26 protein-coding genes are annotated in these 25,730 nt (G+C 67.3%); 16 read left to right on the top strand and 10 right to left on the bottom strand.

Translation table 11 applies throughout. The annotated features are described in order from the left end of the window. Positions 1–9: 9 nt before the first annotated feature. From BWQ92_RS12860 to BWQ92_RS12835, 6 genes are all read left to right on the top strand, one after another. On the top strand, positions 10–519 hold the full coding sequence (locus BWQ92_RS12860; protein WP_076800024.1) for a YbaK/EbsC family protein: 510 nt from the start codon (positions 10–12) through the stop codon (positions 517–519). Continuing rightward, complete coding sequence (locus BWQ92_RS12855) at positions 519–1,364, top strand: PhzF family phenazine biosynthesis protein (RefSeq protein ID WP_076800022.1); 846 nt, start codon at positions 519–521, stop codon at positions 1,362–1,364. The genes BWQ92_RS12860 and BWQ92_RS12855 overlap by 1 nt, the downstream gene beginning before the upstream one ends. A 100-nt stretch (positions 1,365–1,464) precedes the next feature. Then, positions 1,465–2,574, top strand: coding sequence for a GTP-binding protein (locus tag BWQ92_RS12850; RefSeq protein WP_076800020.1), 1,110 nt, complete (start codon positions 1,465–1,467; stop codon positions 2,572–2,574). 51 nt (positions 2,575–2,625) lie between these two features. Continuing rightward, positions 2,626–2,748, top strand: a complete 123-nt coding sequence (ykgO, locus tag BWQ92_RS12845; protein WP_076800018.1) for a type B 50S ribosomal protein L36 — start codon at positions 2,626–2,628, stop codon at positions 2,746–2,748. Positions 2,749–3,092: 344 nt separating this feature from the next. Then, a complete protein-coding gene (locus BWQ92_RS12840; RefSeq protein WP_076800017.1) occupies positions 3,093–3,674 on the top strand; it encodes an AAA family ATPase in 582 nt (193 codons plus the stop codon). A 272-nt stretch (positions 3,675–3,946) separates the two neighbouring features. Further along, positions 3,947–4,828, top strand: a complete 882-nt coding sequence (locus BWQ92_RS12835) for an SRPBCC family protein (protein ID WP_076800015.1) — start codon at positions 3,947–3,949, stop codon at positions 4,826–4,828. A gap of 123 nt (positions 4,829–4,951) precedes the next feature. Here the strand turns inward: BWQ92_RS12835 and BWQ92_RS12830 are convergent, their stop codons facing one another. Further along, positions 4,952–5,158 (bottom strand): hypothetical protein, encoded by a 207-nt coding sequence (locus tag BWQ92_RS12830; RefSeq protein ID WP_076800014.1) that lies wholly within the window; start codon positions 5,156–5,158, stop codon positions 4,952–4,954. A 319-nt stretch (positions 5,159–5,477) separates the two neighbouring features. Here BWQ92_RS12830 and BWQ92_RS12825 point away from each other — a divergent pair, with 319 nt between their 5' ends. The 8 genes from BWQ92_RS12825 to bcp all read left to right on the top strand — a co-directional run bounded on the left by BWQ92_RS12825 (position 5,478) and on the right by bcp (position 13,657). Beyond that, complete coding sequence (locus BWQ92_RS12825) at positions 5,478–5,891, top strand: SRPBCC family protein (protein WP_076800012.1); 414 nt, start codon at positions 5,478–5,480, stop codon at positions 5,889–5,891. A 220-nt stretch (positions 5,892–6,111) separates the two neighbouring features. After that, positions 6,112–6,912, top strand: a complete 801-nt coding sequence (locus BWQ92_RS12820) for a hydroxypyruvate isomerase family protein (RefSeq protein ID WP_076800011.1) — start codon at positions 6,112–6,114, stop codon at positions 6,910–6,912. A gap of 39 nt (positions 6,913–6,951) precedes the next feature. Continuing rightward, positions 6,952–7,830, top strand: coding sequence for a 2-hydroxy-3-oxopropionate reductase (locus tag BWQ92_RS12815; protein ID WP_076800009.1), 879 nt, complete (start codon positions 6,952–6,954; stop codon positions 7,828–7,830). A 191-nt stretch (positions 7,831–8,021) separates the two neighbouring features. Next, entirely contained in the window at positions 8,022–9,800 is a 1,779-nt protein-coding gene (gene gcl, locus BWQ92_RS12810; protein ID WP_076800008.1) for a glyoxylate carboligase, read from the top strand. 3 nt (positions 9,801–9,803) lie between these two features. After that, positions 9,804–11,006, top strand: coding sequence for a glycerate kinase (locus BWQ92_RS12805; protein WP_076800006.1), 1,203 nt, complete (start codon positions 9,804–9,806; stop codon positions 11,004–11,006). After that, the gene (allB, locus tag BWQ92_RS12800) at positions 10,999–12,342 is read left to right on the top strand and encodes an allantoinase AllB (RefSeq protein WP_076800004.1); all 1,344 of its coding nucleotides are present in this window, start codon (positions 10,999–11,001) and stop codon (positions 12,340–12,342) included. Before BWQ92_RS12805 ends, allB begins: the two co-directional genes overlap by 8 nt. Positions 12,343–12,352: 10 nt before the next feature. Then, positions 12,353–13,078 carry a winged helix-turn-helix domain-containing protein gene (locus BWQ92_RS12795; RefSeq protein ID WP_076800002.1) on the top strand — a complete coding sequence of 242 codons (726 nt, stop codon included), beginning with the start codon at positions 12,353–12,355 and terminating at the stop codon, positions 13,076–13,078. Positions 13,079–13,177: 99 nt separating this feature from the next. Continuing rightward, a complete protein-coding gene (gene bcp, locus BWQ92_RS12790; RefSeq protein WP_076800001.1) occupies positions 13,178–13,657 on the top strand; it encodes a thioredoxin-dependent thiol peroxidase in 480 nt (159 codons plus the stop codon). 206 nt (positions 13,658–13,863) lie between these two features. Here bcp and purU read toward each other — a convergent pair whose 3' ends face one another. Genes purU through glyA form a run of 7 tightly spaced genes read right to left on the bottom strand, consistent with a single transcriptional unit; the run spans position 13,864 to position 22,662 of the window. Next, positions 13,864–14,763, bottom strand: coding sequence for a formyltetrahydrofolate deformylase (purU, locus tag BWQ92_RS12785; RefSeq protein ID WP_076799999.1), 900 nt, complete (start codon positions 14,761–14,763; stop codon positions 13,864–13,866). A gap of 2 nt (positions 14,764–14,765) precedes the next feature. Continuing rightward, the gene (locus tag BWQ92_RS12780; protein WP_076799996.1) at positions 14,766–16,139 is read right to left on the bottom strand and encodes an L-serine ammonia-lyase; all 1,374 of its coding nucleotides are present in this window, start codon (positions 16,137–16,139) and stop codon (positions 14,766–14,768) included. After that, entirely contained in the window at positions 16,139–16,774 is a 636-nt protein-coding gene (locus tag BWQ92_RS12775; RefSeq protein WP_076799994.1) for a sarcosine oxidase subunit gamma, read from the bottom strand. Before BWQ92_RS12775 ends, BWQ92_RS12780 begins: the two co-directional genes overlap by 1 nt. Further along, entirely contained in the window at positions 16,767–19,709 is a 2,943-nt protein-coding gene (locus BWQ92_RS12770; RefSeq protein ID WP_076799992.1) for a sarcosine oxidase subunit alpha family protein, read from the bottom strand. Before BWQ92_RS12770 ends, BWQ92_RS12775 begins: the two co-directional genes overlap by 8 nt. Continuing rightward, complete coding sequence (locus BWQ92_RS12765; protein WP_076799990.1) at positions 19,706–20,077, bottom strand: sarcosine oxidase subunit delta; 372 nt, start codon at positions 20,075–20,077, stop codon at positions 19,706–19,708. Before BWQ92_RS12765 ends, BWQ92_RS12770 begins: the two co-directional genes overlap by 4 nt. Before the next feature lie 27 nt (positions 20,078–20,104). After that, on the bottom strand, positions 20,105–21,325 hold the full coding sequence (locus BWQ92_RS12760; RefSeq protein ID WP_076799989.1) for a sarcosine oxidase subunit beta family protein: 1,221 nt from the start codon (positions 21,323–21,325) through the stop codon (positions 20,105–20,107). Beyond that, positions 21,322–22,662, bottom strand: coding sequence for a serine hydroxymethyltransferase (gene glyA, locus BWQ92_RS12755; RefSeq protein WP_076799987.1), 1,341 nt, complete (start codon positions 22,660–22,662; stop codon positions 21,322–21,324). The genes BWQ92_RS12760 and glyA overlap by 4 nt, the downstream gene beginning before the upstream one ends. Before the next feature lie 143 nt (positions 22,663–22,805). Between glyA and BWQ92_RS12750 the strand changes: the two genes are divergently transcribed. Both BWQ92_RS12750 and BWQ92_RS12745 read left to right on the top strand, forming a co-directional pair. Then, positions 22,806–23,477, top strand: a complete 672-nt coding sequence (locus BWQ92_RS12750) for a GntR family transcriptional regulator (RefSeq protein WP_076799985.1) — start codon at positions 22,806–22,808, stop codon at positions 23,475–23,477. Between the two features lie 145 nt (positions 23,478–23,622). Continuing rightward, positions 23,623–24,063 carry a hypothetical protein gene (locus tag BWQ92_RS12745; protein ID WP_076799983.1) on the top strand — a complete coding sequence of 147 codons (441 nt, stop codon included), beginning with the start codon at positions 23,623–23,625 and terminating at the stop codon, positions 24,061–24,063. Positions 24,064–24,135: 72 nt separating this feature from the next. Here BWQ92_RS12745 and BWQ92_RS12740 read toward each other — a convergent pair whose 3' ends face one another. Then, positions 24,136–24,675, bottom strand: coding sequence for a hypothetical protein (locus BWQ92_RS12740; RefSeq protein WP_076799981.1), 540 nt, complete (start codon positions 24,673–24,675; stop codon positions 24,136–24,138). Between the two features lie 153 nt (positions 24,676–24,828). After that, complete coding sequence (locus tag BWQ92_RS12735; protein ID WP_076799980.1) at positions 24,829–25,638, bottom strand: IclR family transcriptional regulator; 810 nt, start codon at positions 25,636–25,638, stop codon at positions 24,829–24,831. Between the last annotated feature and the right edge of the window lie 92 nt (positions 25,639–25,730).

Raw genomic sequence — 25,730 nt, 5'->3', positions numbered from 1 at the left:
AGAACTGCTGTGAGTGATACGCTCCTGCTGCCCGCCGTGGCCGATGCCCTGGCCGCCCACGGCGTGGCCCACGAGGTCCTCGAATGCCTGCCGGAGCTGGCGGACACCGCGGAGTTCTGTGCCCACTACGGCTTCAGCCTGGAGCAGGCGGCCAACACCATCCTGGTCGCCTCCAAGAAGGTGGAGCCGCCGCGGTATGCGGTGTGCGTGGTCCTGGGCACTACCCGCCTCGACGTAAACCGTGCGGTCCGGGCCCTGCTCGACGTCAAGCGCGCCTCGTTTGCCGACGCCGAAACCACCACCGCGCTGACCAGCATGCTGGTGGGCGGCGTGACCGTGCCCGGCATCGAGGGGCTGCCCGTGTACGTGGACCGGGCCGTGACGGAGGTGCCCCGGGTGGTCATGGGCGGGGGCAACAGGTCCAGCAAGATCGTCCTCGACCCGGCCGAGCTCCTCAAGCTCCCCGGCGTCGAGGTAGTGGACGGGCTCGCCAGGCCGCGGGAACCGGCGGAGGCATAATGACCAGCGTGAGCGAATACCCCTTTTCGCAGGTTGACGTTTTCGCCCCGGGGCCGCAGCCCGGCAACCCGGTGGCCGTCGTCCATAATGCCGATGACCTGTCCGCTGAGCAGATGCAAAGCTTCGCCAACTGGACCAACCTCCCCGAAACCACCTTCCTGCTCAGGCCCACCCGGCCGGAGGCGGACTACCGGCTGCGGATCTTCACGCCGGCGTCCGAGCTTCCCTTCGCCGGGCACCCCACGCTCGGCTCCGCACACGCGTGGCTGGAGAACGGCGGCCAGCCGCACCGCCCCGGCGAACTCGTGCAGGAATGCGAGGTGGGGCTGGTCAAAATCAGCCAGACCGCGAACGAGCAGTTCTTCGAGGCCCCGCCGCTGCGTCACTCCGGGCCTCTGGAGCCTGAGGTCCTGGAGCAGGCCATCACGAGTCTGCGCATCACTCCGGAAGAGGTCCTCGACAGCAACTGGGTGGACAACGGACCGGGCTGGCTCGGTATCCGGCTGGCCTCGGCCCGGGCTGTGCTCGACCTGAAGCCGGACTTCACCGCGATGGGACAGCTGAATGTCGGCGTCATCGGTGCCTACGGGGACGGCGGACCGGCCGACTTCGAGGTGCGCGGTTTCCTTCCCGGACTGGCCATCCCCGAAGACCCGGTCACCGGCAGCCTGAACGCGGGCCTCGCCCAGTGGCTGATCGGCTCGGGTGCGGCGGAGGGCAACTACACCGTCAGCCAGGGCACTGCCCTGGGCCGCGGCGGCCGGCTGACCATCACCAGCGAAGGCGACAGCATCTGGGTGGGCGGAACCAGCCGCACGGTGGTCAGGGGCAGCGTCTTCCTCTGATCCGGTTGGCGGCGGATGCCCGCCGTCCTAATGCAAGCCGGTGCCGCCGCACTGCGGCACCTAGCTTGTAAATGAGAATGGTTCTCATTATGCTGGGTACATGATCCTGACCGTCCTCAGCTCCCTCGACTCCCTCTGCCGGCAGCAGGCGTGCGAAGCGCTGGCCGCGGCACACCCCTCGGCCGCCGTCGTGGTCCATGACCTCCTGGAAAACGGCACTGTTGTGCGCCGGGTCTTCAGCCACGACGGGCCGGTCCAGCGGCACGAAACAGTTCTGGAACACGGCTGCCTGAGCTGCACCGTGCGCCTGGACGTGGTGCCCACCGTCAGGCAGCTGATGGCGCGCGGGGAGGAACACGTCATTGTTGGGCTACCTTCGGGCGTGCCGGCGTCCACCACTATCGCCGCGCTCAGGCAGGAGCTTGGCCGGGACTGCCGGGTGAGCTCCGCCGTCCACGCCTGCGCGCCGGATTGCGTGGAGGACCACATCTGGGACCGCCACACATTGTTCGAATCAGGTTTCACACCCGTGCCCGATGACGAGCGGACGTCCGGCGAATTCGTCATGGGAGAGCTATCGTTCTGCGACACCATCCTTGCCGCAGAACCGGACCTTCTCCCCGTAGATCCCGATGGGCGGGCCCGCGGCCTGCAACTCCTCCGTGAACTGGCACCGCACGCCGACCTCGCCGAGGACGCGGCGCGGATTCGGCCGGGCCGGCACGACTACGCCGCCGCCGTCGGCAGAACAGTTCCCGGAACCGTGCGGACAGCACGCACGTCCGGCGGACCGTTCACCACGGTCACCCACCGGATCCGCCGCCCGCTCCACCCGGAGAGGTTCCGGCACGCCCTGGCCACGCTGGCCGCCGGATGCTGCTGGCTCCGCGGCCACCTTTGGATAGCAACAGCCCCCGGCTGCCGGATCGCCATCCACGGCATCGGCCCGCGCATCTGGCTGGAGAATACCGGGCCATGGCCAACCAGCAGGGCCGAACCGCACCTGGCGCAAGAGGCCGCACACCCTGGCGCACTGCAGGACCCGCACACCGGTCCGGGCGGCCGCGGGACGGTACTCGCCGCCACCGGCGACAGCCTGGACGGGGACCGGATCGCCGAGCTGCTCGCATCCTGCGAGCTCACCGAGTCAGAAATGGATGCCGGATTCGAGGCCCTGGACGATCCGTTTGGTCTCACCCAGCGGAACTGACCCGCAGTATCACTACACGCCCAACCATCACCACATGAAGGAGAAAGCCACATGAAGGTACGGAATTCGCTGCGCGCACTGAAGAAGATTCCGGGAGCCCAGGTGGTGCGCCGCCGCGGAAAGACGTTTGTCATCAACAAGAAGAATCCGAGGATGAAGGCCCGTCAAGGCTGAGCCCCGCGTCAGGAATTAGTGCCGGGGACGGGCCGGTGCCCCATTGCGCCTTGCCCGTCCCAGTCCATGGCTTTCCTGGGTGAATCCGTGATGTTCGTAGCGGGTCGTTTTACGGGGCCGCGGCGCTTCTGCACGGCCCCTGCGGAATACTGTCCTCCGACAGGCTCAAGAAAGGCGCAACTTTCCGGAAGGATCACTGCAAGATCCGCTGGCACCGCCGTCGTCCGTTTTGAAGTGCGGCGGCCTTGGCCCGCGGCAATCCGGGCATGATAACGTGACGTGCGCCTCAAAGCCGCAACGTTGGCCGCCCCCCGGACGTTGGACAGGGGACGGAAGGAGGCCACATGCTCATTGTCCTGACAGGAATCGACGGCTCGGGCAAAACGACGGCGGCCCGCTCGCTGGCTGCCGCAGCCCGTGAGAAGGGCAGCAGCGCACTCCTGCTGAACAACTATGCAGGCCGACGGCGAATGTCCCTGCTCAGCGCCAGGCTCGGCATCCGGCTGCCAGCCCGCCTGGCCGACGCCCTGGAAACCACCATGCGGGTGTTCAACGTGCTGGTGTCCACTGTGCGGGCGTCCCGGTTCCAGGGCCTGGTTGTCATGGACCGGCACCTCCACTGCCAGCTGGCGCTGCGCGAAGCACGGGGCCTACGCCGCGGCTGGCTTCTCCCCTGGCTCCTCCGGAGGCTGCCCGCCCCGGACCTCGTCCTCTACCTGGACGTGAGCCCCGAAGCCGCACACCAGCGGATCGTGGCGCGCGGCACGGACGAGGAATCCGTGGCCGAACTGACCGCCCTGCGGAACGCCTACCGGGCACTGCCCGAGTACGCGGGGATGGTGAAGATCGACGCCGACGGTCCCCCGGCCGAGGTGGTCGCCAGGCTGGTTGATGCGGTCGATTTCCGCCGGCAACTCAAGGTTTAGTCAAGAATTGCCGAAACGGCCGAATACGCCTTTACTGAACTCCCGCCGCCTGTACATTAGTGCCAGCTCTCCTCTTTCCCCCCAAAAAATGGAGCGCTGGAAGCCTCCGCGCTTGAGTCCGATGATTCGCGCGGAGGCTTCACGCTTCCCCCCAAGCATCACAATCGGCCACTGCCCGCACTGGCCACACTCCGCCGTCGACGATATAGTAAGCATGCTGATGACTTCGGATTACCGGACCATCATCTGTTCACTTCGACGAAGGAGACACTATGAGCACGAGGGTTGAGAAGCGCATTCTGGTGAACGTGCCGGTCAGCACGGCATACAACCAGTGGACCCAGTTCGAGGACTTTCCGCACTTCATGGGCGGCGTCAAGAAAGTGACCCAGCTCAGCGACGACCGCCTCGAGTGGGTGGCCGAGATCGCGGGTGTGAAGCGCAAGTGGGAGGCGCGGATCCTGGAGCAGAAGCCTGACCAGAAGGTTGCCTGGGCAGCCACCGAGGGGGCCACCAACGCCGGATCGGTGGAATTTGAAGACGTGGGCGGCGGCCAGACCTCCATCAAGCTCTTCATCGACTACGAACCCGAAGGGCTCGTGGAGAAGATCGGTGACAAACTGCATGTGGTGGAGCACCAGGCCGAGGCCGACCTCAAGAGGTTCAAGGAATTCATCGAGGACGAAGGCTACGCCAGCGGCGCCTGGCGCGGCTCGGTCAACGAAGGCGGATCGGTAGGCACGCCGGGCGTCGAGCATGCTGCCGGGTCGCTCGGCGACAGCGGCAAGGCAGGCATCTCCGGCAAGGCGGCCGCGGCCGCCGGAGTGGCGGCTGCAGCAGGTGCGGCAGTGGCCGCTGCCGCGGGCAGCAAGGACAAGGATGCGGACACGGTTTATGTCGTGGACGAGACTGTCACCCCGGTGGTGCCGGAATACACCGAAACCACTGTTGCCGACACGACCGGCACGGGCTCGGCGCTGACGGACGAGACCATCGCGCATCCGTTCGACCAGACCAACGGGCTGATTGACGACGAAGGCGACTCGGACGAGACGGCAGCCAGCGACACACAGAGCGCCGCGGACCGGGCCGAGAGGGCAGACCGCGGCCCCGGAACCATCCCGCCCCTTGGCGGCACCAGCGGCCAGCACTAGAGGCCCGCTCGGCTGACAACTGAAGCGCAATCACGGCGGCACCGTTCAAGGTGCCGCCGTGATTGCTGTTCGCGTACTTTTGGACCGCCGGCGTTTGGGCCGGCCTGGTTTTCGGGGTGTCTGTCAGAGTGCGGGGTCCGGCGTTCCTGCTGCCTTGTTGCGGGTTTCCATCAGGTGCAGCTGCAGCTTCGCTTCTGCTTCCCGGCGCCGCTTGGCCTGCTCGCGCATCTTCCGTGTGGCCTCGGAGCCTTCGGAGTGGATCAGTCCGGCTGTTCGGTTGCGGGGAGCGCCACCGCCGGAGGGTGCCGCCGCCATAAGTTCGTCGCTCATGCCCAATGGTCACATGGCCGTGATCTTGCGGGAAGAGCTGATGCCGGAGCGTGACCGGATCGGAACCTGGCGGCATTCGTAAGGGCCGGCGGCGGTTGGGAAGGCACCCCGGGCTCGTAAGGATCGCTCTCCGAGGCTCTTGCCGTCGGCCCCACCTTTATTTTACGAGCCCGGAGCCCAGTGAAACAGGGGTTTTTGGGCTTCCCCGCACCCGAATCGCCAGTGCTGCGGCCAAAGTGGTGCAGATATGCTCGGAACCGCGCCTCGACGCGCCGGGCAACGTGCTGGATGGCAACCTACTGAACGAGGAGAACCTGACATGACCGACAACACGATCCGCCTTACACGGCACTTCCCACACCCGCCGGAGGCAGTCTGGAAGGCGCTCACCACGCCGGACCTGCTCGCGCGGTGGTGGGCGGCCGGCGACATCGCCCCCACTGTCGGGCACCGCTTCACGCTGGACATGGGCGGCTGGGGAACCCAGCAGTGCGAGGTCCTCAGCGTCGATCCCGGCGCCTCCATCAGCTTCCTGTTCGCCGAGGGCGCCCTGGACACCACCGTGACATGGACCCTCGAAACGGTTGAGGACGGCACGGTCCTGCACTTCGAACACTCCGGCTTCAAGCTGGACACCCCGATGGGGCAGCAGGCTTTCCAGGGCATGGGCAACGGCTGGCCCGGGGTGCTTTCCCGCATCGACGACGTCCTCGCCGAGGCTGCACAGCCGTAGCCGCAGCACCAAATTCCGCCCCAGATCAGGAGGGCCGGCACCGCTGGTGCCGGCCCTCCTGTGCTTCCAGTACGGTCGCCCCGGCCGCTCCCCTTGACTCTCCCGCCACCCCTTCCCTACACTTTTCATAAAGCAGAATCTAAATTCCACAAAGCGGAAACGGTCGAAAAGCCGAGAAGCAGGGAAGATAGATCAACGCCCCTCCCCGGAAGGACCTACGATGACGTACACAGTGAACTGCTCCATCCTCCTGACGGAGCTGCCCTTGCTCGAGCGCCCCGCAGCCGCGAAGGCGGCCGGTTTTGACGCCGTCGAGTTCTGGTGGCCTTTTGAGAGCTCAGTCCCTTCCGACGCCGAGATCACGGCTTTCGAGCGCGCCATCACCGACGCCGGCGTGCAGCTTTCCGGCCTGAACTTCAATGCCGGCAACATGCCCGGCGGCGACCGCGGCCTGGTGTCCTGGAAGGGCCGCTGCTCTGAGTTCAAGGACAACATCGACGTCGTCGCCGGCATCGGTGAGCGCCTCGGCTGCAAGGCCTTCAACGCCCTCTACGGCAACCGCCAGGAAGAGTTCAGCCCGGAAGAGCAGGACGAGCTCGCAGCCAGGAACCTCGCCGCGGCCGCGGAAGGCGTGGCCCGGATCGGCGGCACCGTCCTCCTCGAACCCGTCAGCGGAGCCCCGCGGTACCCGCTCCTGAAGGCCCAGGACGCACTCGACGTGATCGCCCGGGTCAAGGCCGAATCCGGCGCCCGGAACATCAAGCTCCTCGCGGACTTCTACCACCTGGCCGTCAACGGGGACGACGTCGCCACGGTCATCGAAAACCACGCCAAGGACTTCGGCCACATCCAGATTGCCGACAACCCCGGCCGCGGGGCTCCCGGAACCGGCGAGCTTCCCCTCGGCGAGTGGATCGCCCGCAGCCGCGAACTCGGCTACGAGGGCTACATCGGCCTCGAATACAAGGAACCGCAGGAAACCGCCTTCAGCTGGGCGATCCGCGAACACGCCGCCTCCTGACCAGCAGAACCAGACAAAGACTTCAGAAAGAGAACCATCATGAGCAACGTTGCAGTCATCGGACTCGGAATCATGGGCCTGCCCATGGCCATCAACCTCGTCAAGGCCGGCCACACCGTCACCGGTTTCAACCGCAGCCAGGACAAGATCGACAAGCTCGTCTCCGAAGGCGGCAAGGGCGCCTCCAGCATCGCTGACGCCGTCAAGGACGCCGACGTCGTCATCACCATGGTCCCGGACTCCCCCGACGTCGAAGGCGTCGTCAGCGGCCCCGACGGCGTCTTCGCCAACGCCAAGCAGGGCACCCTCTGGATCGACGCGTCCAGCATCCGCCCAGACGTCGCCAAGCGCCTGTCCGACGACGCCCGCGACGCCGGCATCCGCCCCCTCGACGCCCCGGTCTCCGGCGGCGAACAGGGCGCCATCGACGCCGTCCTCTCCATCATGGTCGGCGGCGACAAGGCAGACTTCGACGCCGCCTCGGACGTCCTGAACGCCGTCGGCAAAACCATCGTCCACGTCGGCCCCTCCGGCTCCGGCCAGACCGTCAAGGCAGCCAACCAGCTGATCGTCGCGGTCAACATCGAGGTCCTCGGCGAAGCCATCGCCTTCCTCGAGGCCTACGGCGTGGACACCGACGCCGCCCTCAAGGTCCTCGGCGGCGGCCTGGCCGGCTCCAAGGTCCTGGACCAGAAGGGCCAGAAGATGCTCGACCGCAACTTCGACCCCGGCTTCCGCCTCGCCCTCCACCACAAGGACCTGGGCATCGTCACCTCCGCCGCCCGCGAAGCCAACGTCTCCATCCCGCTCGGCGCCGTCGTCGCCCAGCTCGTCGCCGCCACCGTCAACCAGGGCGACGGCGGACTGGACCACTCCGGACTCTTCAAGCAGGTCCTCCAGCTCAGCGGCCGCAAGTAAGGAGTTTTTGTACAGATAATCGGCCCTAAAGGCCTGCCAGAGGCCATTATCTGTACAAAAACTCACCTGCCGCCGTCGGGAATTACGACGGCGGCACCCCCACTAAGTGCCCAGCAAACGCCGGGGCTTCCTTCAGCACACCCAAAAACAGGTTGACCAGCTCAGCCACCCAGACTTTTTAGGAGCACACCATGACCAAGATGCGCACCGTAGACGCTGCCATCGCCATCCTGGAAAAGGAGGGCGCCACCGAGGCGTTCGGCCTGCCGGGCGCGGCGATCAACCCGTTCTACTCCGCCATGAAAGCCCACGGCGGCATCCGCCACACCCTGGCCCGCCACGTTGAAGGCGCCAGCCACATGGCCGACGGCTACTCCCGCGCAGCGGACGGCAACATCGGCATCTGCATCGGCACCTCCGGCCCGGCCGGCACCGACATGATCACCGGCCTGTACGCAGCATGGGCAGACTCCATCCCCATGCTCTGCATCACCGGACAGGCCCCGGTTGCCAAGCTGCACAAGGAAGACTTCCAGGCCGTGGACATCGAGTCCATCGCCAAGCCCGTCACCAAAATGGCCATGACCATCCTGGAGCCCGGCCAGGTCCCCGGCGCATTCCAGAAGGCCTTCCAGCTGATGCGTTCCGGCCGTCCCGGTCCGGTGCTGCTGGACCTGCCGATCGACGTGCAGATGGCCGAGATTGAATTCGACATCGACACCTATGAGCCGCTGCCCGTGGAGAAGCCCAAGGCCTCCCGCAAGCAGCTGGAGAAGGCCCTGGACATGCTGACGGCAGGCGAGCGCCCGCTGATCGTGGCCGGCGGCGGCATCATCAACGCCGGCGCTTCCGCCCAGCTGGTGGAACTGGCCGAGCTGCTGAACGTTCCCGTGATCCCCACCCTGATGGGCTGGGGTGCCATCCCGGACGACCACGGGCTGATGGCCGGCATGGTGGGCCTGCAGACCAGCCACCGCTACGGCAACGAGAACTTCCTGCGCAGCGACTTCGTGATCGGCATCGGCAACCGCTGGGCCAACCGCCACACCGGCGGCCTGGACACCTACACCGCCGGCCGCAAGTTCGTGCACATCGACATCGAGCCCACCCAGATCGGCCGCGTGTTCTCCCCGGACTTCGGCATCGCTTCCGACGCCGGCGCCGCCCTGGACGGCCTGCTGGAGATCGCCCGCGAGCGCCAGGCCGCCAAGGCCCTGCCGGACTACTCCGCCTGGGTTGCCGAGTGCGCCGAGCGCAAGGCCACCCTGCACCGCAAGACCCACTTCGACAACGTGCCGATGAAGCCCCAGCGCGTGTACGAGGAGATGAACAAGGCGTTCGGCAAGGACACCACCTACGTGTCCACCATCGGCCTGTCCCAGATCGCCGGCGCGCAGATGCTGCACGTGTTCGGCGCCCGCAAGTGGATCAACGCCGGCCAGGCAGGCCCGCTGGGCTGGACCGCCCCGGCCGCCCTCGGCGTGGTGCGCGGCAAGCCGGGCGAGAACGTGGTGGCGCTGTCCGGTGACTACGACTTCCAGTTCATGATCGAGGAACTGGCCGTGGGCGCGCAGTTCAACCTGCCGTACATCCACGTGGTGGTGAACAACTCCTACCTGGGCCTGATCCGCCAGTCCCAGCGCGGGTTCAGCATGGATTACCACGTGTCCCTGGGCTTCGACAACATCAACTCCCCCGAGACCGAGGGCTACGGCGTGGACCACCTCAAGGTCGCCGAGGGTCTGGGCTGCAAGGCCATCCGTGTGACCAGCCCCGAGGACATGCCGGCCGCTTTCGACAAGGCCAAGGCACTGATGGGCGAGTTCCAGGTTCCCGTGGTGGTGGAAGTGATCCTGGAAAAGGTCACCAACATCTCCATGGGTCTGGAGATCAACGCCGTGAACGAGTTCGAGGAGCTGGCCACCAGCGCCGCCGACGCCCCCACCGCCATCCTGGCGCTGCAGGACTAAGCAATGCGCATCGTGATCGCGCCGGACAAGTTCAAGGGCTCACTCTCCGCCCCTGACGTGGCCCGGCACCTTGAAACCGGGCTGCGTTCCGCCACAGCGGACGGCGTCAGCCATGAGGGACGGCGCTCACTTGAGGTACTGCGGATTCCCGTGGCCGACGGCGGCGAGGGCACCCTCGACGCCGCCGTCGGCTCCGGCTTCACCCGCCGCCGTGCCGTGGTCAGCGGCCCCACCGGACAGCCGCTGACGGCCGAGTTCGCGGTCCGCGGCCGGGAGGCCGTGATCGAAATGGCCGCGGCTTCCGGTTTGGCGGTGCTTCCCAACTACGACGGCGGGCGGCCGGATTCCGTAACGGCCCGGACTGCCAGCAGCCTGGGCACCGGCGAACTGATCCGCGCGGCGCTCGACGCCGGCTGCCGGCAGATCATCCTCGGCGTCGGCGGCAGCGCCAACACCGACGGCGGTGCGGGGGTGCTGCAGGGGCTCGGCGCGAAGCTGCTCGACGCCGCCGGCAACGAACTGCCCCTCGGCGGCGCCGCCCTCGCGGACCTGGCGGAAATCGACTTCTCCGGCTTCGACACCCGGCTGGAGGAATCCCGCTTCATCCTGGCGAGCGACGTGGACAACCCGCTGCTCGGAGCGGAAGGCGCAGCCGCGATCTTCGGACCACAGAAGGGCGCCACCGCCGCCGACGTCGGCGAACTGGACGCCGCCCTGGCCAACTTCGTCCAGGTCCTCGCCGCGGAGATCGGGCCGCGGGCGGTCAAGGCCGCCAGCGCGCCGGGCGCCGGGGCAGCCGGCGGCGTCGGCTACGCCGCCATCGCGGCACTGGCGGCATCACGGCGGCCGGGCATCGACGTCGTACTTGAATTCACCCGGCTCGCCGACCGCCTGGCCGGCGCGGACCTGGTGATCACCGGCGAAGGCAGCCTCGACGAACAGAGCCTGCTGGGCAAGACGCCCATGGGCGTTGCCCGCGCGGCAGCTGCCGCCGCCGTACCGGTGGTTGCCGTCTGCGGCCGCACCACGCTCTCGCCCGAACAGCAGCAGAACTCCGGCTTCCGGCAGGTCTATCCCCTGACGGCGCTGGAGAGCAATGTAGAGATATGTATAGCCGAAGCAGGACGCCTGCTTGAGGAATTGGGTCAGCACATTGGCGTGCACGTGACCGACACTGCGAACACGAAGGAGCCCCTGAATGTCTGAAGAACGCTTTGACCTGGTCATCCGGGGCCGGCGCGTCCTCACCACCGCCGGAATCGCCGCCCGTGAAGTGGGTGTGCGCGGCGGCAAGATCGTCGCCCTCGAGCCGCTCGGCAATGGCCTGCAGGGGGACGAGGTGGTGGAACTCGCCGACGACGAAACCCTGATCCCCGGCCTGGTGGACACCCACGTCCACGTCAACGAGCCCGGCCGCACCGAGTGGGAGGGCTTCGCGTCCGCCACCCGCGCCGCGGCCGCCGGCGGCGTCACCACTATCATCGACATGCCGCTGAACTCCATCCCGCCCACCACCAACGTCGACGGCCTCAAGCTCAAGCGCGAGGTGGCCGAGGACCAGGCGTTCGTGGACGTCGGGTTCTGGGGCGGCGCCATCCCCGGCAACAAGTCCGACCTTCGCCCGCTGCACGATGAGGGCGTCTTCGGCTTCAAGTGCTTCCTGCTGCACTCCGGGGTGGACGAGTTCCCGCACCTGGACGCGGACGAGATGGAGGAGGACATGCGCGAGCTGAAGTCCTTCGACTCGCTCATGATCGTCCACGCCGAGGACTCCCACGCCATCGACCACGCGCCCCACCCCGGCGGCGCCCATTACTCCACGTTCCTGGCCTCCCGCCCCCGCGGCGCCGAGAACAAGGCCATCGCGGAGGTGATCGAGCGCGCCCGCTGGACCGGCGCCCGCGCCCACATCCTGCACCTCTCGTCCTCCGACGCGCTGCCGATGATCGCCTCGGCAAAGCGCGACGGCGTGCACCTCACCGTGGAGACCTGCCCGCACTACCTCACGCTCATGGCCGAGGAGATCCCCGACGGCGCCACGGCGTACAAGTGCTGCCCGCCCATCCGGGAGGCCTCCAACCGCGAGCTCCTCTGGCAGGGCCTGCAGGACGGCACCATCGACTGCATCGTCTCCGACCACTCCCCCAGCACGCTGGATCTGAAGGATCTGGAAAACGGTGACTTCGCCGTGGCCTGGGGCGGCGTCTCCTCGCTGCAGCTGGGCCTGTCCCTGATCTGGTCCGAGGCCCGGCACCGCGGCATTCCGCTGGAGCAGGTGGTGTCGTGGATGGCCGAGAAGCCCGCGTCCCTGGCCCGGCTCTCCAACAAGGGCCAGCTGGCGCTGGGGTACGACGCCGACTTCGCCGTCTTCGCCCAGGACGAGGCCTTCGTGGTGGACGTGTCCAAGCTCAAGCACAAGAACCCCATCACCCCGTACGACGGCAAGGCTCTCTCCGGCGTGGTCCGCCGCACCTACCTGCGCGGCAGCGTGGTGGACGGCAGGACCCCCGGTGGCAAGCTGATCCGCCGCGGCGGCATCTGAGGGCCGCGCGGTGGCTGTGCATGCCCATTCACCGCGCGGCACTTCGGCCCCCTGGGGCGCCAAGGCCCACGGCCTGGCCGTCTGGGTAGCTCCCCCCGAGGGCCAGGACATCGATCCCGACGTCCTGGCCCGGGCCGCGGAGCTGGTGCTGGCACGGGCCCTTCAGTTTGCTCCGGAGGCGGAAGTCCACTGGCCCGCCGCCGGAGCTGCAACTTCCGCCGCCGGGACGCGCCCGGGCCCGCCCCCTGGGGAGGGGGCGCCCAACGGTGCGCCCGACGGCGGAACGACAGTGCCGCCGTCGTCCTCCCCCGATTCCCCGCAGCCGGACCCCTCGCAACAGGATCCAATGGACGCGGAGTCCCGGGAGACGGACGACGGCGGCGCCGCCCACCTCCCGCCGTCGGCCGGGCACGTCAGCCAAGTGGCTGTGGACCTGGCCCGGTCCGAGGTGCTGCTGGACGGCGAGCGGGTGCCGCTGACCGGCGTCGAGTTCAAGCTGCTGCGCTACCTGGTGGAACACTGCTCGCGGACCGTTGACCGGGAGGAGCTGCGGCTGTTCCTGGAGTCGTGCGACAGCCCCGGTGCCGCCGCCCGCTCCATCGACGTGTACGTGGGCCGGGTGCGGCGGAAGCTGTGCGGCGGCCGGCACGCGATCGCCACCGTCCGCGGCGGCGGCTACCGCTTCATCTGCGGGCCCGCAGCCACCGTGCGCGGCCCTGCGGAATACAGCATCTAGGGCTGCTGTTATCCATCTCAGTCCGATCAGTGATTTTGCAGATCAGTGATTTTGCTTGACCAGATTTTCGCTCGACCCAGATCCATCAGAAGGAATGCCATGAGCCCCAAACTGACCACCAAGCTCCAGCCCGGAACCCAGGCGCCGGACTTCACCCTGCGGGACGCAGAAGGCAAGCAGACCGCGCTGGCCGACTACCGCGGCAAGAACGTCATCGTGTACTTCTACCCCGAGGCTGCCACCCCCGGCTGCACCACCGAGGCGTGCGACTTCCGGGACAACCTGGCCTCCTTCCAGGGCTCGGGCTACGCAGTGCTGGGCATTTCCCCCGACGCGCCGGAGAAGCTGGCCACCTTCACGGGCGACTTCGATCTCACCTTCCCGCTGCTGGCCGACGAGGACCACGCCGTTGCCCTGGCCTACGGCGCCTGGGGCGAGAAGCTCATCGACGGCGAGGTGCACGAGGGCATCGTCCGCTCCACCGTGGTCCTGGATCCCGAAGGCAAGGTCACGCTGGCCCAGTACCAGGTCAAGGCGCAGGGCCACGTCCAGGCGCTCCGCGAACAGCTCGGCGTCTAAACGCTCTCTCACTTTCCGCAGCGTTCTGACCGACGCTCTCTCAGCTTTCACCGCTTAACCTCAAACGCTCTCTCACCCTTTCACCGCTTAACCGGAACCCTCCTGCATCAAACTGCAGGAGGGTTCCGGTTAAGCGGCAGGAGCTGAAAGAGCGTCCTGTAATACCCGGCAGGAAGTGATAGAGCGTCCCTACTTCAGGACCATTGTTACTTGAGGACCACGGTCCGGTTGCCGTTCAGGATGATCCGGCCTTCGCAGTGCCAGCGGACGGCGTTGCTGAGCGCCTTGCACTCCGTGTCCCGGCCGGCGGCAACCAGGTCCTCGGGGCCGAAGGTGTGGTCCACCTCGACGACCTGCTGCGCGATGATCGGGCCCTCGTCAAGCTCGGCGTTCACGTAGTGCGCGGTGGCGCCCACGGTCTTCACACCGCGGGCGTAGGCCTGGTGGTACGGCTTGGCACCCTTGAAGGACGGCAGGAACGAGTGGTGGATGTTGATCGCGCGGCCGTCCAGCTTCCGGGCCAGGTCGTCGCTGAGGACCTGCATGTAGCGGGCCAGCACCACCAGCTCAACATCGAGCTCGTCCACGATTTCCAGCAGCCGCGCCTCGGCCTGCGGCTTGGTGTCCGCGGTGACGGGAATGTGGAAGAACGGGATGCCGTGCCAGTCCACGAGGGCCTGGTGGTCCGTGTGGTTGGAAACGACGCCCACAACCTCGATGGGCAGTTCCCCCACGCGGGCACGGAAGAGCAGGTCGTTGAGGCAGTGGCCGAACTTGGAGACCATGATCAGGACCTTGCGGCGGGAGCCGTTGCGTTCCAGCCGCCACTTCATGTTGTACTTCTCCGCCACCGGGGCGAAACCGGCGCGAAGCTGCTCCAGGGTGGACTCGTTGCCGTCCGATGCGAAGTGCACCCGCATGAAAAAGTGCCCTTCGGCGCGGTCGCCGAACTGCTTGTTGTCGATGATGTCGCAGCCGTATTCCAGCAGGAAGCCGGAGACGGCGTGCACGATGCCCGGGCCTTCGGGGCAGTCCAGGGTCAGCACGTGCTCGACGCTGTTGGCGGACTGCCCGGCGGCACGCGACTCAGTCTGAATAGCAGTCATGGTCAGCACTCAATTACATTCACAGCGAGGCCTCCTCGAGAGGTTTCCTTGTACTTGGTTTTCATGTCGGCGCCGGTCTCGCGCATGGTCTTGATGGCCTTGTCCAGCGACACCTTGTGGCTGCCATCCCCGTGCAGGGCGAGCCGGGCCGCGTTGATGGCCTTGACGCTGGCGATGGCGTTCCGTTCGATGCACGGGATCTGCACCAGGCCGCCCACGGGGTCGCAGGTCAGGCCGAGGTTGTGCTCGATCCCCACCTCGGCGGCGTTCTCCACCTGCGCGGGGGTGCCACCCAGCACCTCGCAGAGCCCGGCGGCGGCCATGGAGCAGGCCGAGCCGACCTCGCCCTGGCAGCCCACCTCGGCGCCGGAGATGGAGGCGTTGATCTTGAACAGAATTCCGACGGCGGCCGCCGCCAGAAGGAACCGCACCACACCGTCGTCGTTCGCTCCAGGAACAAACTTCACGTAGTAGTGCAGGACCGCCGGCACGATGCCGGCTGCCCCGTTGGTGGGGGCGGTGACGATGCGGCCGCCGGCCGCGTTCTCCTCGTTGACGGCCAGCGCGAAGAGGTTCACCCACTCCATCGCGCGGAGCGGGTCCGTGCTGGCCGAGTCCTTGGACAGGGTCTGGAAGAGCTGCGGCGCGCGCCGCTTCACCTGCAGCCCGCCGGGCAGGATGCCCTCCGCGGAGCAGCCGTTCTCCACGCATTCGCGCATGACGGCCCACAGCTTCAGCAGTTCCTCGCGGAGCTCCGCCTCGCTGCGCCATGCCAGCTCATTGGCGAGCATGACGTCGGAGATCGACATGTTTTCGCGGCGGCAGATCTCCAGGAGCTCGTTGGCCGTGCTGAAGGGATATGCCAGCGGGGTCTCGTCCGCCACCACCTTGGCGCCGGCGTCGGCATCGCCGTCAACAACGAAACCGCCGCCGATGGAGTAGAAGCTCCGTTCGCTCAGCACCCTGCCGGCGTGGTCCAGGGCGCGGAACGTCATGCCGTTGGGGTGGGCCGGCAGCGACTTGCGCCGGTGCAGCACCACGTCCTCGTCCCAGTTGAAGTCAACCCGGTGGTCCCCGCCGATCCGGAGTTCGGCGTCGAGCGCGGCCGCGGCCACCTGGTCATCCGCGGTGGACGTGTCCACGGTTTCCGGCTCCAGGCCCTGCAACCCCAGGACCACGGCCTTGTCGGAGCCGTGGCCCCGGCCGGTGGCGCCCAGGGATCCGAAGAGCTCTGCCTGGACCCGCGTGGTCGAGCTCAGCAGCCCGCCGCCCTTGAGTCCGTCGGCGAACTGCTTTGCCGCCCGCATCGGGCCGACCGTGTGTGACGACGACGGCCCGATGCCAACGGAAAACAGGTCCAGTGCGCTAAGCGCCATTAAGGCACCTCGGGGGAAGCGAACTCCCTCATTGCGTCCAGGAGCCAGCGGCCCAGGTAGTCAGCGAACGAGGCGCGGGGGAACAGCCGGAAGCTTTCCTCCCCGTCCTTGAACAGGACCACAGGGATGTTGCCCACTTCGGTGTTCAGGGCGGTGCCCGCCTTGAGGGTGCGCGGGTGCAGGTCCAGGGCGCAGCCCTTTTCCAGCACCGCGCGGGCCCGCGGGCCGGACAGCTCGAACGTGGTGCGGTTGGCAGACAGGTCCACCACCTGCCCGGCGCCGTCGCCCAGGGCGGACTTGAGGGAGCCGATCAGGTCCCCGCCCAGGGAGTCGTGGGCGTCCTCCGGGGCCACGACCAGGAACTCCTGCGGGCCGAGCCAAAGGGCGCTCACCCGGTCGGTGCCGCGGACCTCGCCGCAGCGCACCGGCAGGCCGCCGGTGACGGAGCCGATCCGGGCGCCGGCCTCGGAGTTCGGGTCAACCCGGACGCCGGCCATGGTCTGGAACGGGCCCTCTTTGAGGGTGACGGTTCCCTGCACGGACCCGGTCTCGAATGCTTCGGCCAGGTGGGAGGCTGGGCTGCGGCGGATTTCCCGGAGTCCATTGATGCCTGTGAAGGCTGCGGTGTTAGCCATCTTTGCGGGTCCCTTCGGGGTCAAACAGTACGGTTTCTGCCACGACTACGTCGACGAGCTGGTTGCCGGCGGCAGCCACCAGGGTCTCGCCGATCCGGTTGCGGCCGTTCTTGATCAGCGCGAGGCCGAACGAGCGGCCCAGGGCGGCGCTGTGGTAGCTGGAGGTCACGAAGCCCTGCATCGGGACCGGGCCGTAGGCGGGGTTCGCCGGGATGCCCTTCTCCACCAGCTGGGTTCCTTCCGGAAGCCTCAGCGAGCCGTCCACGGGCAGGACGCTGACCAGGTGCTTGCGGTCGTCGCGGTGCTGGTCGATGCGGTTGTAGGAGCGCTTGCCAATGAAGTCCTTGGCCTTGGAGACGATCCATTCCATGCCGGCATCCTGCGGGGTGACCGTGCCGTCGGTGTCCTGACCGACGATCGGGTAGCCCTTCTCGGCGCGCAGCACGTGCATGGTCTCGGTGCCGTAGGGGGTGATGTTGAACTCGGCACCGGCCGCGGCAACGGATTCCCAGGTGTTCAGCCCGTACCAGGACGGCACGTTGATTTCGTAGGCCAGTTCACCGGAGAACGAGATCCGGCAAACGCGGGCCTGCACGCCGGATGCGAGGGTGGTTTCACGGAAGGTCATGAACGGGAAGGCCTCGGCGGACAGGCCGCCGTTGGCTGCCAGTTCCGGGGCGACCTTGGCGATGACGTCGCGGGACTTGGGTCCGACGACGGCGATCGTGCTCCACTGTTCGGTCACCGAGGTGCAGTGCACGTCGAGTTCCGGCCATTCGGTCTGCAGCCATTCCTCGAGCCAGTCCAGCACCTTGGCGGCACCGCCGGTGGTGGTGGTCATGAAGTACGTTTCCTCGTCCAGGCGCAGGGTCACGCCGTCGTCGAAGATCATGCCGTCAGCGAGGCACATGACGCCGTAGCGGGCGGACCCCGGGGCGAGCTTCTTGAATGCGTTGGTGTAGATGCGGTTCAGGAATTCACCGGCGTCCTTGCCACGGATCTCGATCTTGCCGAGGGTGGTGGCGTCCATGAAGCCCACGGAGTCGCGGACGGCGGCGCACTCGCGCAGTACGGCCTCGTCCATGTCCTCGCCGTTCTGCGGGTAGTACCACGGCCGCTTCCACTGTCCGACGTCCTCGAAGAGGGCGCCCTGGGCGACGTGCCACGGGTGGATCGAGGTGACGCGGGCGGGGTCGAACAGCTCGCCGCGCTGGCGTCCGGCCAGTGCCGCGAAGGCCACCGGGGTGAACGGTGCACGGTAGGTGGTGGTGCCGATGTCGCCGATGCCACGGGAAGCCTCGCCGGCCTGGCGGAGGGCCGCGGCGATGACGCCGATGGCGTTCACGCCGGACGTCTTGCCCTGGTCGTTGGCGGTGCTGATGGAGGTGTAGCGCTTGACGTGCTCAACCGAGCGCATGCCGGCGCCGGTGGAGCGCAGGACGTCGGCCACGGACTGGTCACGCTGGAAGTCGACGAAGTGGTTGTGCCAGTCGTCGGGGGTACCGGTCTGGCCGGGGACAACCCACAGCTGGCGGGTCGGGGCGGATGCCTTCGGCTCGGCCAGGACAGACGGTTCGACGGAGGACTCGAAGCCGGCGGCAATCACGGCGGCGGCGCCGGCCGAGATGCCCTCGGCCAGGCAGTCGGCGAGGTCGAAGCTGCCGCGGCCGGAGCCGATGGTCTGCTGGTTGGCGACCAGGGTGGATGGCACGAAGGCAGCGAGGTCCTCGTCCCAGCGCAGCTTGCCCTGGCGCTGTGAGTGCAGGTGCACCAGCGGGCTCCAGCCGCCGGATACTGCCAGCAGGTCGGCGGCGATCTCTTCGACGCCCGAGGTGAGTTCGCCGTCGTCGTTAATGCTGCGGACGGTGACGCTGTTCAGCCGGCCGTCGGAATCAGCGGCGGTATTGGCCACGGCGCTGCCGATGAGGACGCGGGTGCCGGCCTCGACGGCGGCGGAAGCCACCGGGGTGAGGCTGGAGCGGGCGTCGACCACGGCGGCGACCTTGATGCCGGCAGCGCGCAGGTCCGCGACGAGGGCGTAGGCGCTGTCGTTAGTGGTGCTGACCACCACGCGCGAACCCGCAGCCACGGCGTAGCGGTTCAGGTAAGTGCGCACGGCCGAGGCGAGCATGATGCCCGGGCGGTCGTTGTTCTCGAACACCAGCGGACGCTCGTGGGCGCCGGGGGCCAGCACAACCTGGCTGGCACGGATGTGCCAAATCCGCTGGCGGGAGACGCCGGCGGCGGCCGGGCTGGTGAGGTGGTCGGTGCGGTTCTGGACCGCGATGACGTAGTTGGCGTCGTACGCGCCGAAGGCGGTGGTGCGGTTCAGCACGGTGCTTTCGGCGCCGGAGACGAGCTCGGCCTCGACGTCGGCAACCCACTCCAGCGCGGGCTTGCCCTCGATGGTCTCGGCCAGTTCGGGAGCGGTGGATCCGGACAGCAGCGAACCGCCCAGTTCCGGCTGGTCATCCATGAGGATGACGCGGGCACCGCTGCGGACTGCTTCGCGGGCAGCGGCGAGGCCGGCGGGGCCGCCGCCGATCACCAGGACGTCGGTGTGGACGTACTTCTTGTCGTACTCGGCGCGGTCATCGGCCGGGTCAAGCTTGCCAAGGCCGTTCAGGAAGCCGGCCTGCAGACCGTCCACGAGGGAAACGGTGGTGGCGGGGAGCATGGACTCGGCCACGTCACCGGGGAACCGGGCCTCGATCCGGACCAGCGCGTTGGGTTCTTCCACGCCGGCGGCCAGAATGCCGCGGGCGCGGTCCTCGTACAGCGAGTTGCCGGCGGCGATGCGGCCGTTGGCCAGCAGTGCGGAGGCCAGGGTGTCGCCCGGGTGACCGGTGAATTCCTCGCCGTCCACGGTGAAGCGCCAGGAGATGCTGCGGTCGATACGGCCGCCGGTGCTGAGGCGCGCGTTCTGGGAGGTCACTTGGTCGCTCCTTCCGGGGCGGTGCTGGGGCTGAGGGGGGTGGTGCTGGCGGGGCCCGTGCTTGCGGTGCCGGTGTCAGCTGCCGGGGGGACGGGCGCGGCGGGCCGCGGCGTCCCCATCGGGTAGACGGCCTGGATGTCGTAGGTGACCGTGTCGCGGAGCATGTTGAACCACTGCCGGCAGCCGGTGCTGTGCACCCACCGTTCGGCGAAGGTGCCCTTGGTGTTCTCACGGTAGAACAGGTACTCGGCCCATTCCCGGTCCGTGAGGTCGTTGGGGTTCTCGGGGTAGGGCACGTGGGCCTGGCCGCCGTAGTGGAACTCGGTTTCGTCCCGCTGGCCGCAGTTGGGGCAGGAGATAAGCAGCATGTGCGTCTTCTTTCTTAAGGACCGTGGCTAGTGGGCGACGGCGGCAGCGCCGTGTTCGTCGATCAGGGCGCCGGTTTCGAAGCGCTCCAGGGCGAACGGCTTGTTGAGCTTGTGCGGTGCGCCGGTGGCGATGGTGTGCGCGAAGGTCAGGCCGGCAGCCGGCGTGCCCTTGAAGCCGCCGGTTCCCCAGCCGCAGTTGACGAACATGTTCTCCACCGGGGTGGTGCCCACGATCGGTGAGGCATCCAGCGTGGTGTCCACGATGCCGCCCCAGGTCCGGAGGACGTGTGCCCGGGCGAAGATCGGGAACAGCTCGACGGCGGCAGCCATCTGGTGCTCGATCACGTGGAAGGAGCCGCGCTGGCCGTAGCCGTTGTAGGAGTCGACGCCGGCGCCCATGACCAGTTCGCCCTTGTGCGCCTGGGAGACGTACACGTGGACGTGGTTGGACATGACGACAGTGGGGTGGACGGGCTCGTGGAGCTCGGACACCAGTGCTTGCAGCGGGTGGGACTGGATGGGGAGCCGGAAGCCTGCCATCTCCGCCAGGACCGAGCTGTGGCCGGCGGCGCAGAGGCCCACCTTTTCGGTGTTGATGGTGCCGCGGTTGGTCTTGACGCCCACCACGCGCTCGCCGTCCTTGATGAAGCCGGTGACTTCGCAGTTCTGGATGATGTCCACGCCCATCTCGTCGCACTTGCGGGCGAAGGCCCAGGCGACGTGGTCGTGCTTGGCGATGCCGGCGCGCGGCTGGTAGGTGGCGCCCATGACCGGGTAGCGGATGTCATCGCGGATGTTCAGGATCGGGCAGAGTTCCTTGACCTGCTGCGGGTCCAGCCATTCCGCGTCCACGCCGTTGAGCTTGTTGGCGCCCACGCGGCGCATGCTCTCGCGCACGTCGCCCAGGGTGTGGGCCAGGTTCATCACGCCGCGCTGGCTGAAGAGGAAGTCGTAGTCCAGCTCCTCGGGCAGGATCTCCCACAGCTTCAGGGCGTGCTCGTAGATGGCGGCCGACTCGTCCCAGAGGTAGTTGGAACGGATGATCGTGGTGTTGCGGGCCATGTTGCCGCCGGCCAGCCAGCCCTTTTCCAGGACGGCGATGTTGGTCATGCCGTGGTTCTTGGCCAGGTAGTAGGCGGTGGCCAGGCCGTGCCCGCCGCCGCCGACGATCACGGCGTCATAGGAGGGCTTGGGGTCCGGGTTGTGCCACAGGAATTCCGGGTGCTCCGGGAGGTGGTGCGTGCTCACTGGGCTGCTCCGATCATGTCATTCTCGAATGCGGCGATGTCATTGGCACCGCTGAGCTGGGGGTACAGGGGGAACTGCTCGGCGAGCGCAGTGACGCGTGCGCGGAGTTCGACGGCGGTGTCGTCGTCGAGCGTTCCGGTGCCGGCGGCGCCGATCAGGGCCTTGGCGATGATGTCGGCGACCTCGGTGAATTCGGCAGCGCCGAAGCCACGGGTGGCCAGGGCCGGGGTACCGATCCGGAGGCCGGAGGAGACCATCGGCGGGCGGGGGTCGAACGGCACGGCGTTGCGGTTGACGGTGATGCCGATCCGGTGCAGCGTGTCCTCGGCCTGCTGGCCGTCCAGCTCCGAGTTGCGCAGGTCAACGAGGACCAGGTGGACGTCCGTGCCGCCGTTGACCACCGTGATGCCGGCAGCTTCGACGTCGGACTGCAGGAAACGCTCGGCCAGCAGCTTGGCGCCTTCGAGGACGCGCTGCTGGCGCTCCTTGAAGCCCTCGGATGCTGCGAGCTTGAAGGCCACGGCCTTGGCGGCGATGACGTGCTCCAGCGGGCCGCCCTGCTGTCCGGGGAAGACTGCGCTGTTGATCTTCTTGGCGTACTGCTCCTTGGCCAGGATGACGCCGCCGCGGGGGCCGCCCAGGGTCTTGTGCGTGGTGGTGGTGACGACGTCGGCGTACGGCACCGGGTTGGGGTGAAGGCCTGCGGCGACGAGGCCGGCGAAGTGTGCCATGTCCACCATCAGGTAGGCACCGACGAGGTCGGCGATGCGGCGGAACTCGGCGAAGTCGAGCTGGCGGGAGTAGGCGGACCAGCCGGCCACGATGAGCTTCGGCTTGTGCTCCAGGGCAAGGGCCTCAACCTCGGCCATGTCCACGCGGAAGTCGGATTCGCGGACGTGGTACGGGACCACGTTGTAGAGCTTGCCGGAGAAGTTGATGCGCATGCCGTGGGTGAGGTGGCCGCCGTGGGCCAGGTCCAGGCCGAGGATGGTGTCGCCCGGGTTCAGCAGCGCGAACATGGCGGCAGCGTTGGCCTGCGCACCGGAGTGCGGCTGGACGTTGGCGAACTCGGCGCCGAAGAGTGCCTTGATGCGGTCGATGGCCAGCTGCTCGACGACGTCGACGTGCTCGCAGCCACCGTAGTAGCGCTTACCCGGGTAGCCCTCGGCGTACTTGTTGGTGAGGACCGAGCCCTGTGCCTCCATAACGGCCGCAGGAGCGAAGTTCTCCGAGGCGATCATTTCCAGCGTGGACTGCTGGCGGTCCAGCTCACGGGCTACTGCTTGCTGGATCTCGGGATCGACTACGGAAAGTCGGTCGTTCAACTGCTCAACCACGAATACTCCTTATGAAATACCACTTAGCTTGGGACTGATATATCAGTATGACGACAATGGTATGATTGAGCTCACAACAGAGTCAATAGCCGAAGCAAAATGACTATCCGCTTCCGCTTGGAGCCCATGAACGGAGCCTCGCTGTGAATGCCCTTCCCGCCGTGCTGCCTGCCGAGGATGAATCGCTGTCCCAGGCCGAGGCTGCCTACCGGCAGCTGCGCGACAAGCTGATCATGCTGGACATCCGCCCCGGTGAGCCGATCAATGACGGCCAGCTGGCGACTGAGCTCGGCTTTGGGCGCACGCCCGTGCGCGAAGCCATCAAGCGGCTGGAGGTGGACCACCTGGTGGTGTCCTACCCCCGCCGGGGAACCTTTGCCACCACCGTGGACTTCACGGAACTGGCCGATGTCTCGGAAATCCGTGAACTGCTTGAACCGCTCGCGGCACGCCGGGCCGCCAAGAGGGCCAACACCGCCATGCGCGAGGAGCTGCTGGACGTCGCCAAGGCCATCTCGGAGCTGGCGCCCACCCCCGCCCAGTCCCGGGAGCTGATGCGCTACGACCTGACCGTGCACCGCCTGATCTACCGCGCCGCGGCCAACCCGCACCTTGAGGACACCCTGATCCGGTACGACAACCTGGCCACCCGCATCTGGTGCCTGGTACTGGACAAGGTCCCGTCGGTGAGCGGCCACATCAACGAGCACGTGGATCTGCTCAAGGCCGTGGCCGAGGGGGACGCGGACAAGGCCGGGGAACTGGCGCTGCACCACGTCACCAGCTTCGAGGAGACCATCCGCAAGGTGCTGTAGGCTTCGGCGCCGGGTCGCCCTATGCCTTGTTGACCGAAACGCGGCCGGTTATTCTGCCAGAAACGTCCGCCGCCAATGAGGGTGACTGCAGGGCCAGGTACCTGCCACTTCCAGGCCCTGACCAGCGTTTCGAAAGAGGCACGCCGTGTCCGTTGCACCCACCCCCAATGGCGCGTCCCGCCGTCGTCTGCTTCTCATCCTCCTTGCTGCCGTGGCGGTGGTTCTGGTGGGCACCGTCATTGCCCTTTCGGCGCCGGGTCCGTCCGCGGACCAGCAGGCCGCCACCGCTCCCGCTTCCACCACCGCCGCACCGGGCCCTGCCTCCCCTAGTGAGGAAGCCGCGCAGCCGGCGGACGCGGAGCTCCTGGACGAGGCCAGTTCTGTGTGCGAAATGCAGGTGACGGAGAAGTACCCCACCGCCGAGGTCCAGCCCGGCACCAAGTCATCCGCCAAGGCGAAGAGCGGAACCTTCGAAACCTCCGGCTCCTACACTGACCCGACCGCCGGCAAGGCTTCACCCACGGAGTTCCGGTGCTCGTCTCTGAATGCCGGCGGCAGCTGGACCGTGACCCTGCAGCGGGGCTAGTTTCCCGCGAGGTGAGAGGAACCCCCGGGACTTTCCCGGGGGCTCCTCTCCTTTCATGTGTTTCAGCAGGCGTTAGCGGCCACCCCCTCCGATCACGCCTTTCTCGACGGCCTTCGTGACGGCGTCGGCCTCGGCCTGGGTAAGCGTGCCGTCCTTGACCGCCGTGTCCAGCCTGGTCTTCAGCGCGGCCGCGCGTTCGGCCTGCTTCGCCTCGCGGATTTCCGTCAGGGCCGCGGTGACCTTGGACTCCTCGACGCCGAGCGCCGCGGCAAGGGACTTGGCCATCGCCGCGTCCTGGGCGGTGCGGTCAGGCTTGGTGCCCTCGGTCGGCGGCGTCGTCGGCTTGTTGGCCTCGCGGAACGCCTGCATCGCCTCGGTGACCTTCGCTTCGTCAACGCCCAGCTTGGTGGCAAGGTCTGCAGCGATCTGGCCGTGGCCCCCCTTGTGGTCCCGGAAGCCGTCAGTCGGGGCGCTGCTGTCCGTCGATGTGCCCGAGGTGGCGCTGGGGCTGGGGGTAGTGGCTGCGGAGGCCATCCCGGTAACTCCCATTCCTGCACCCAGCGCCAGGGCGCCAGCGGTGATGCCGAGGGTGATTCTCTTGGTTCGTGACATGGTGTCTCCTTGATCGGCCGTGCACTACGGCTTTGAGCGGAAGGGCATCTGTCCTAGCCCCCTTCCTCAAAGATCGGGGAACAGGTTAGGGCGCCGCTGTTCGGAAACTGTCAGGAGGCTGTGAACCTAACGGGCGGAGGTTTAGATGGACAGCTACGCCTCAGCGTGCCCCATCCTCCTGCTGACCTCCCGGGCGGAATGTTTGAGTTCCCGGACCAGGGTGCGTGATTTGCGGGGGTCGAAGCGGAATTCTGGCCCCGAAACACTGATGGCTCCCAGGACCGTCCCGGAATGGCCGAACACCGGGGTGGCGATCCCGTTAAGCCCCAACTCAAGTTCTCCATAGACAGTTGCGTAACCCGCCTCCGCAACCTCAACGAGTTGCGCTTCCAGATCCTGCCTCGATGTAATCGTCCTCGGAGTTGTAGGAGGCATGCCCGTCTCGCCAAGCACGCGGCTACGTTCGGCAGCGTCCATCGCCGCAAGGAAAACCTTGCCGCTGGACGTGGCATGGATCGGGGTTAGCCTGCCGATCCAGTCCTGGGTGGCCAGGGTCGATGGGCCCATTACCTCGTCGACATTCACGACGTAATTGGAGCTCAGGACGGCGAGGTTCACGGTTTCGCCAGTTTGCGCGGCAAGGGCTTCGAGGACGGGCCGGGCTTCCCGTACGAGATTGAGGCGCACCGGTATGGAATTTGCGAGTTGCAGGATCCCAAGCCCCAGCTGGTACTTGCCGCGGCCGCTGTTTTGTTGTGCCATTCCCCGGGCTTCGAGCACGCGCAGCAATCGGGAAATGGTGGACCTGTGTACACCCATTTCTTCTGCGACTTCGCTGACTCCTGCACCGCCCGTCCGGGCGAGAATTTTCAGCACTGTAATGGCCCGCTCAACAGACTGCAGACTTGCCTGCGGCTCCCCGTCCGCCGCGTAATCCGGTCCCTGCGTTTTGTGAGACAGCATGCCCCATTTTCTCAGACGAATCAGCGGCCAAGAAACGCAACCGGTTTCGATCGGCTGACCGCTTTCCTGAAATGCGGTCTACTACCAAAGGG

This window comes from Arthrobacter sp. QXT-31, assembly GCF_001969265.1.
Lineage (GTDB): Bacteria > Actinomycetota > Actinomycetes > Actinomycetales > Micrococcaceae > Arthrobacter.
Note: the sequence above shows the minus strand (reverse complement) of the source record. Positions and strands in the feature narration are given on the sequence as shown.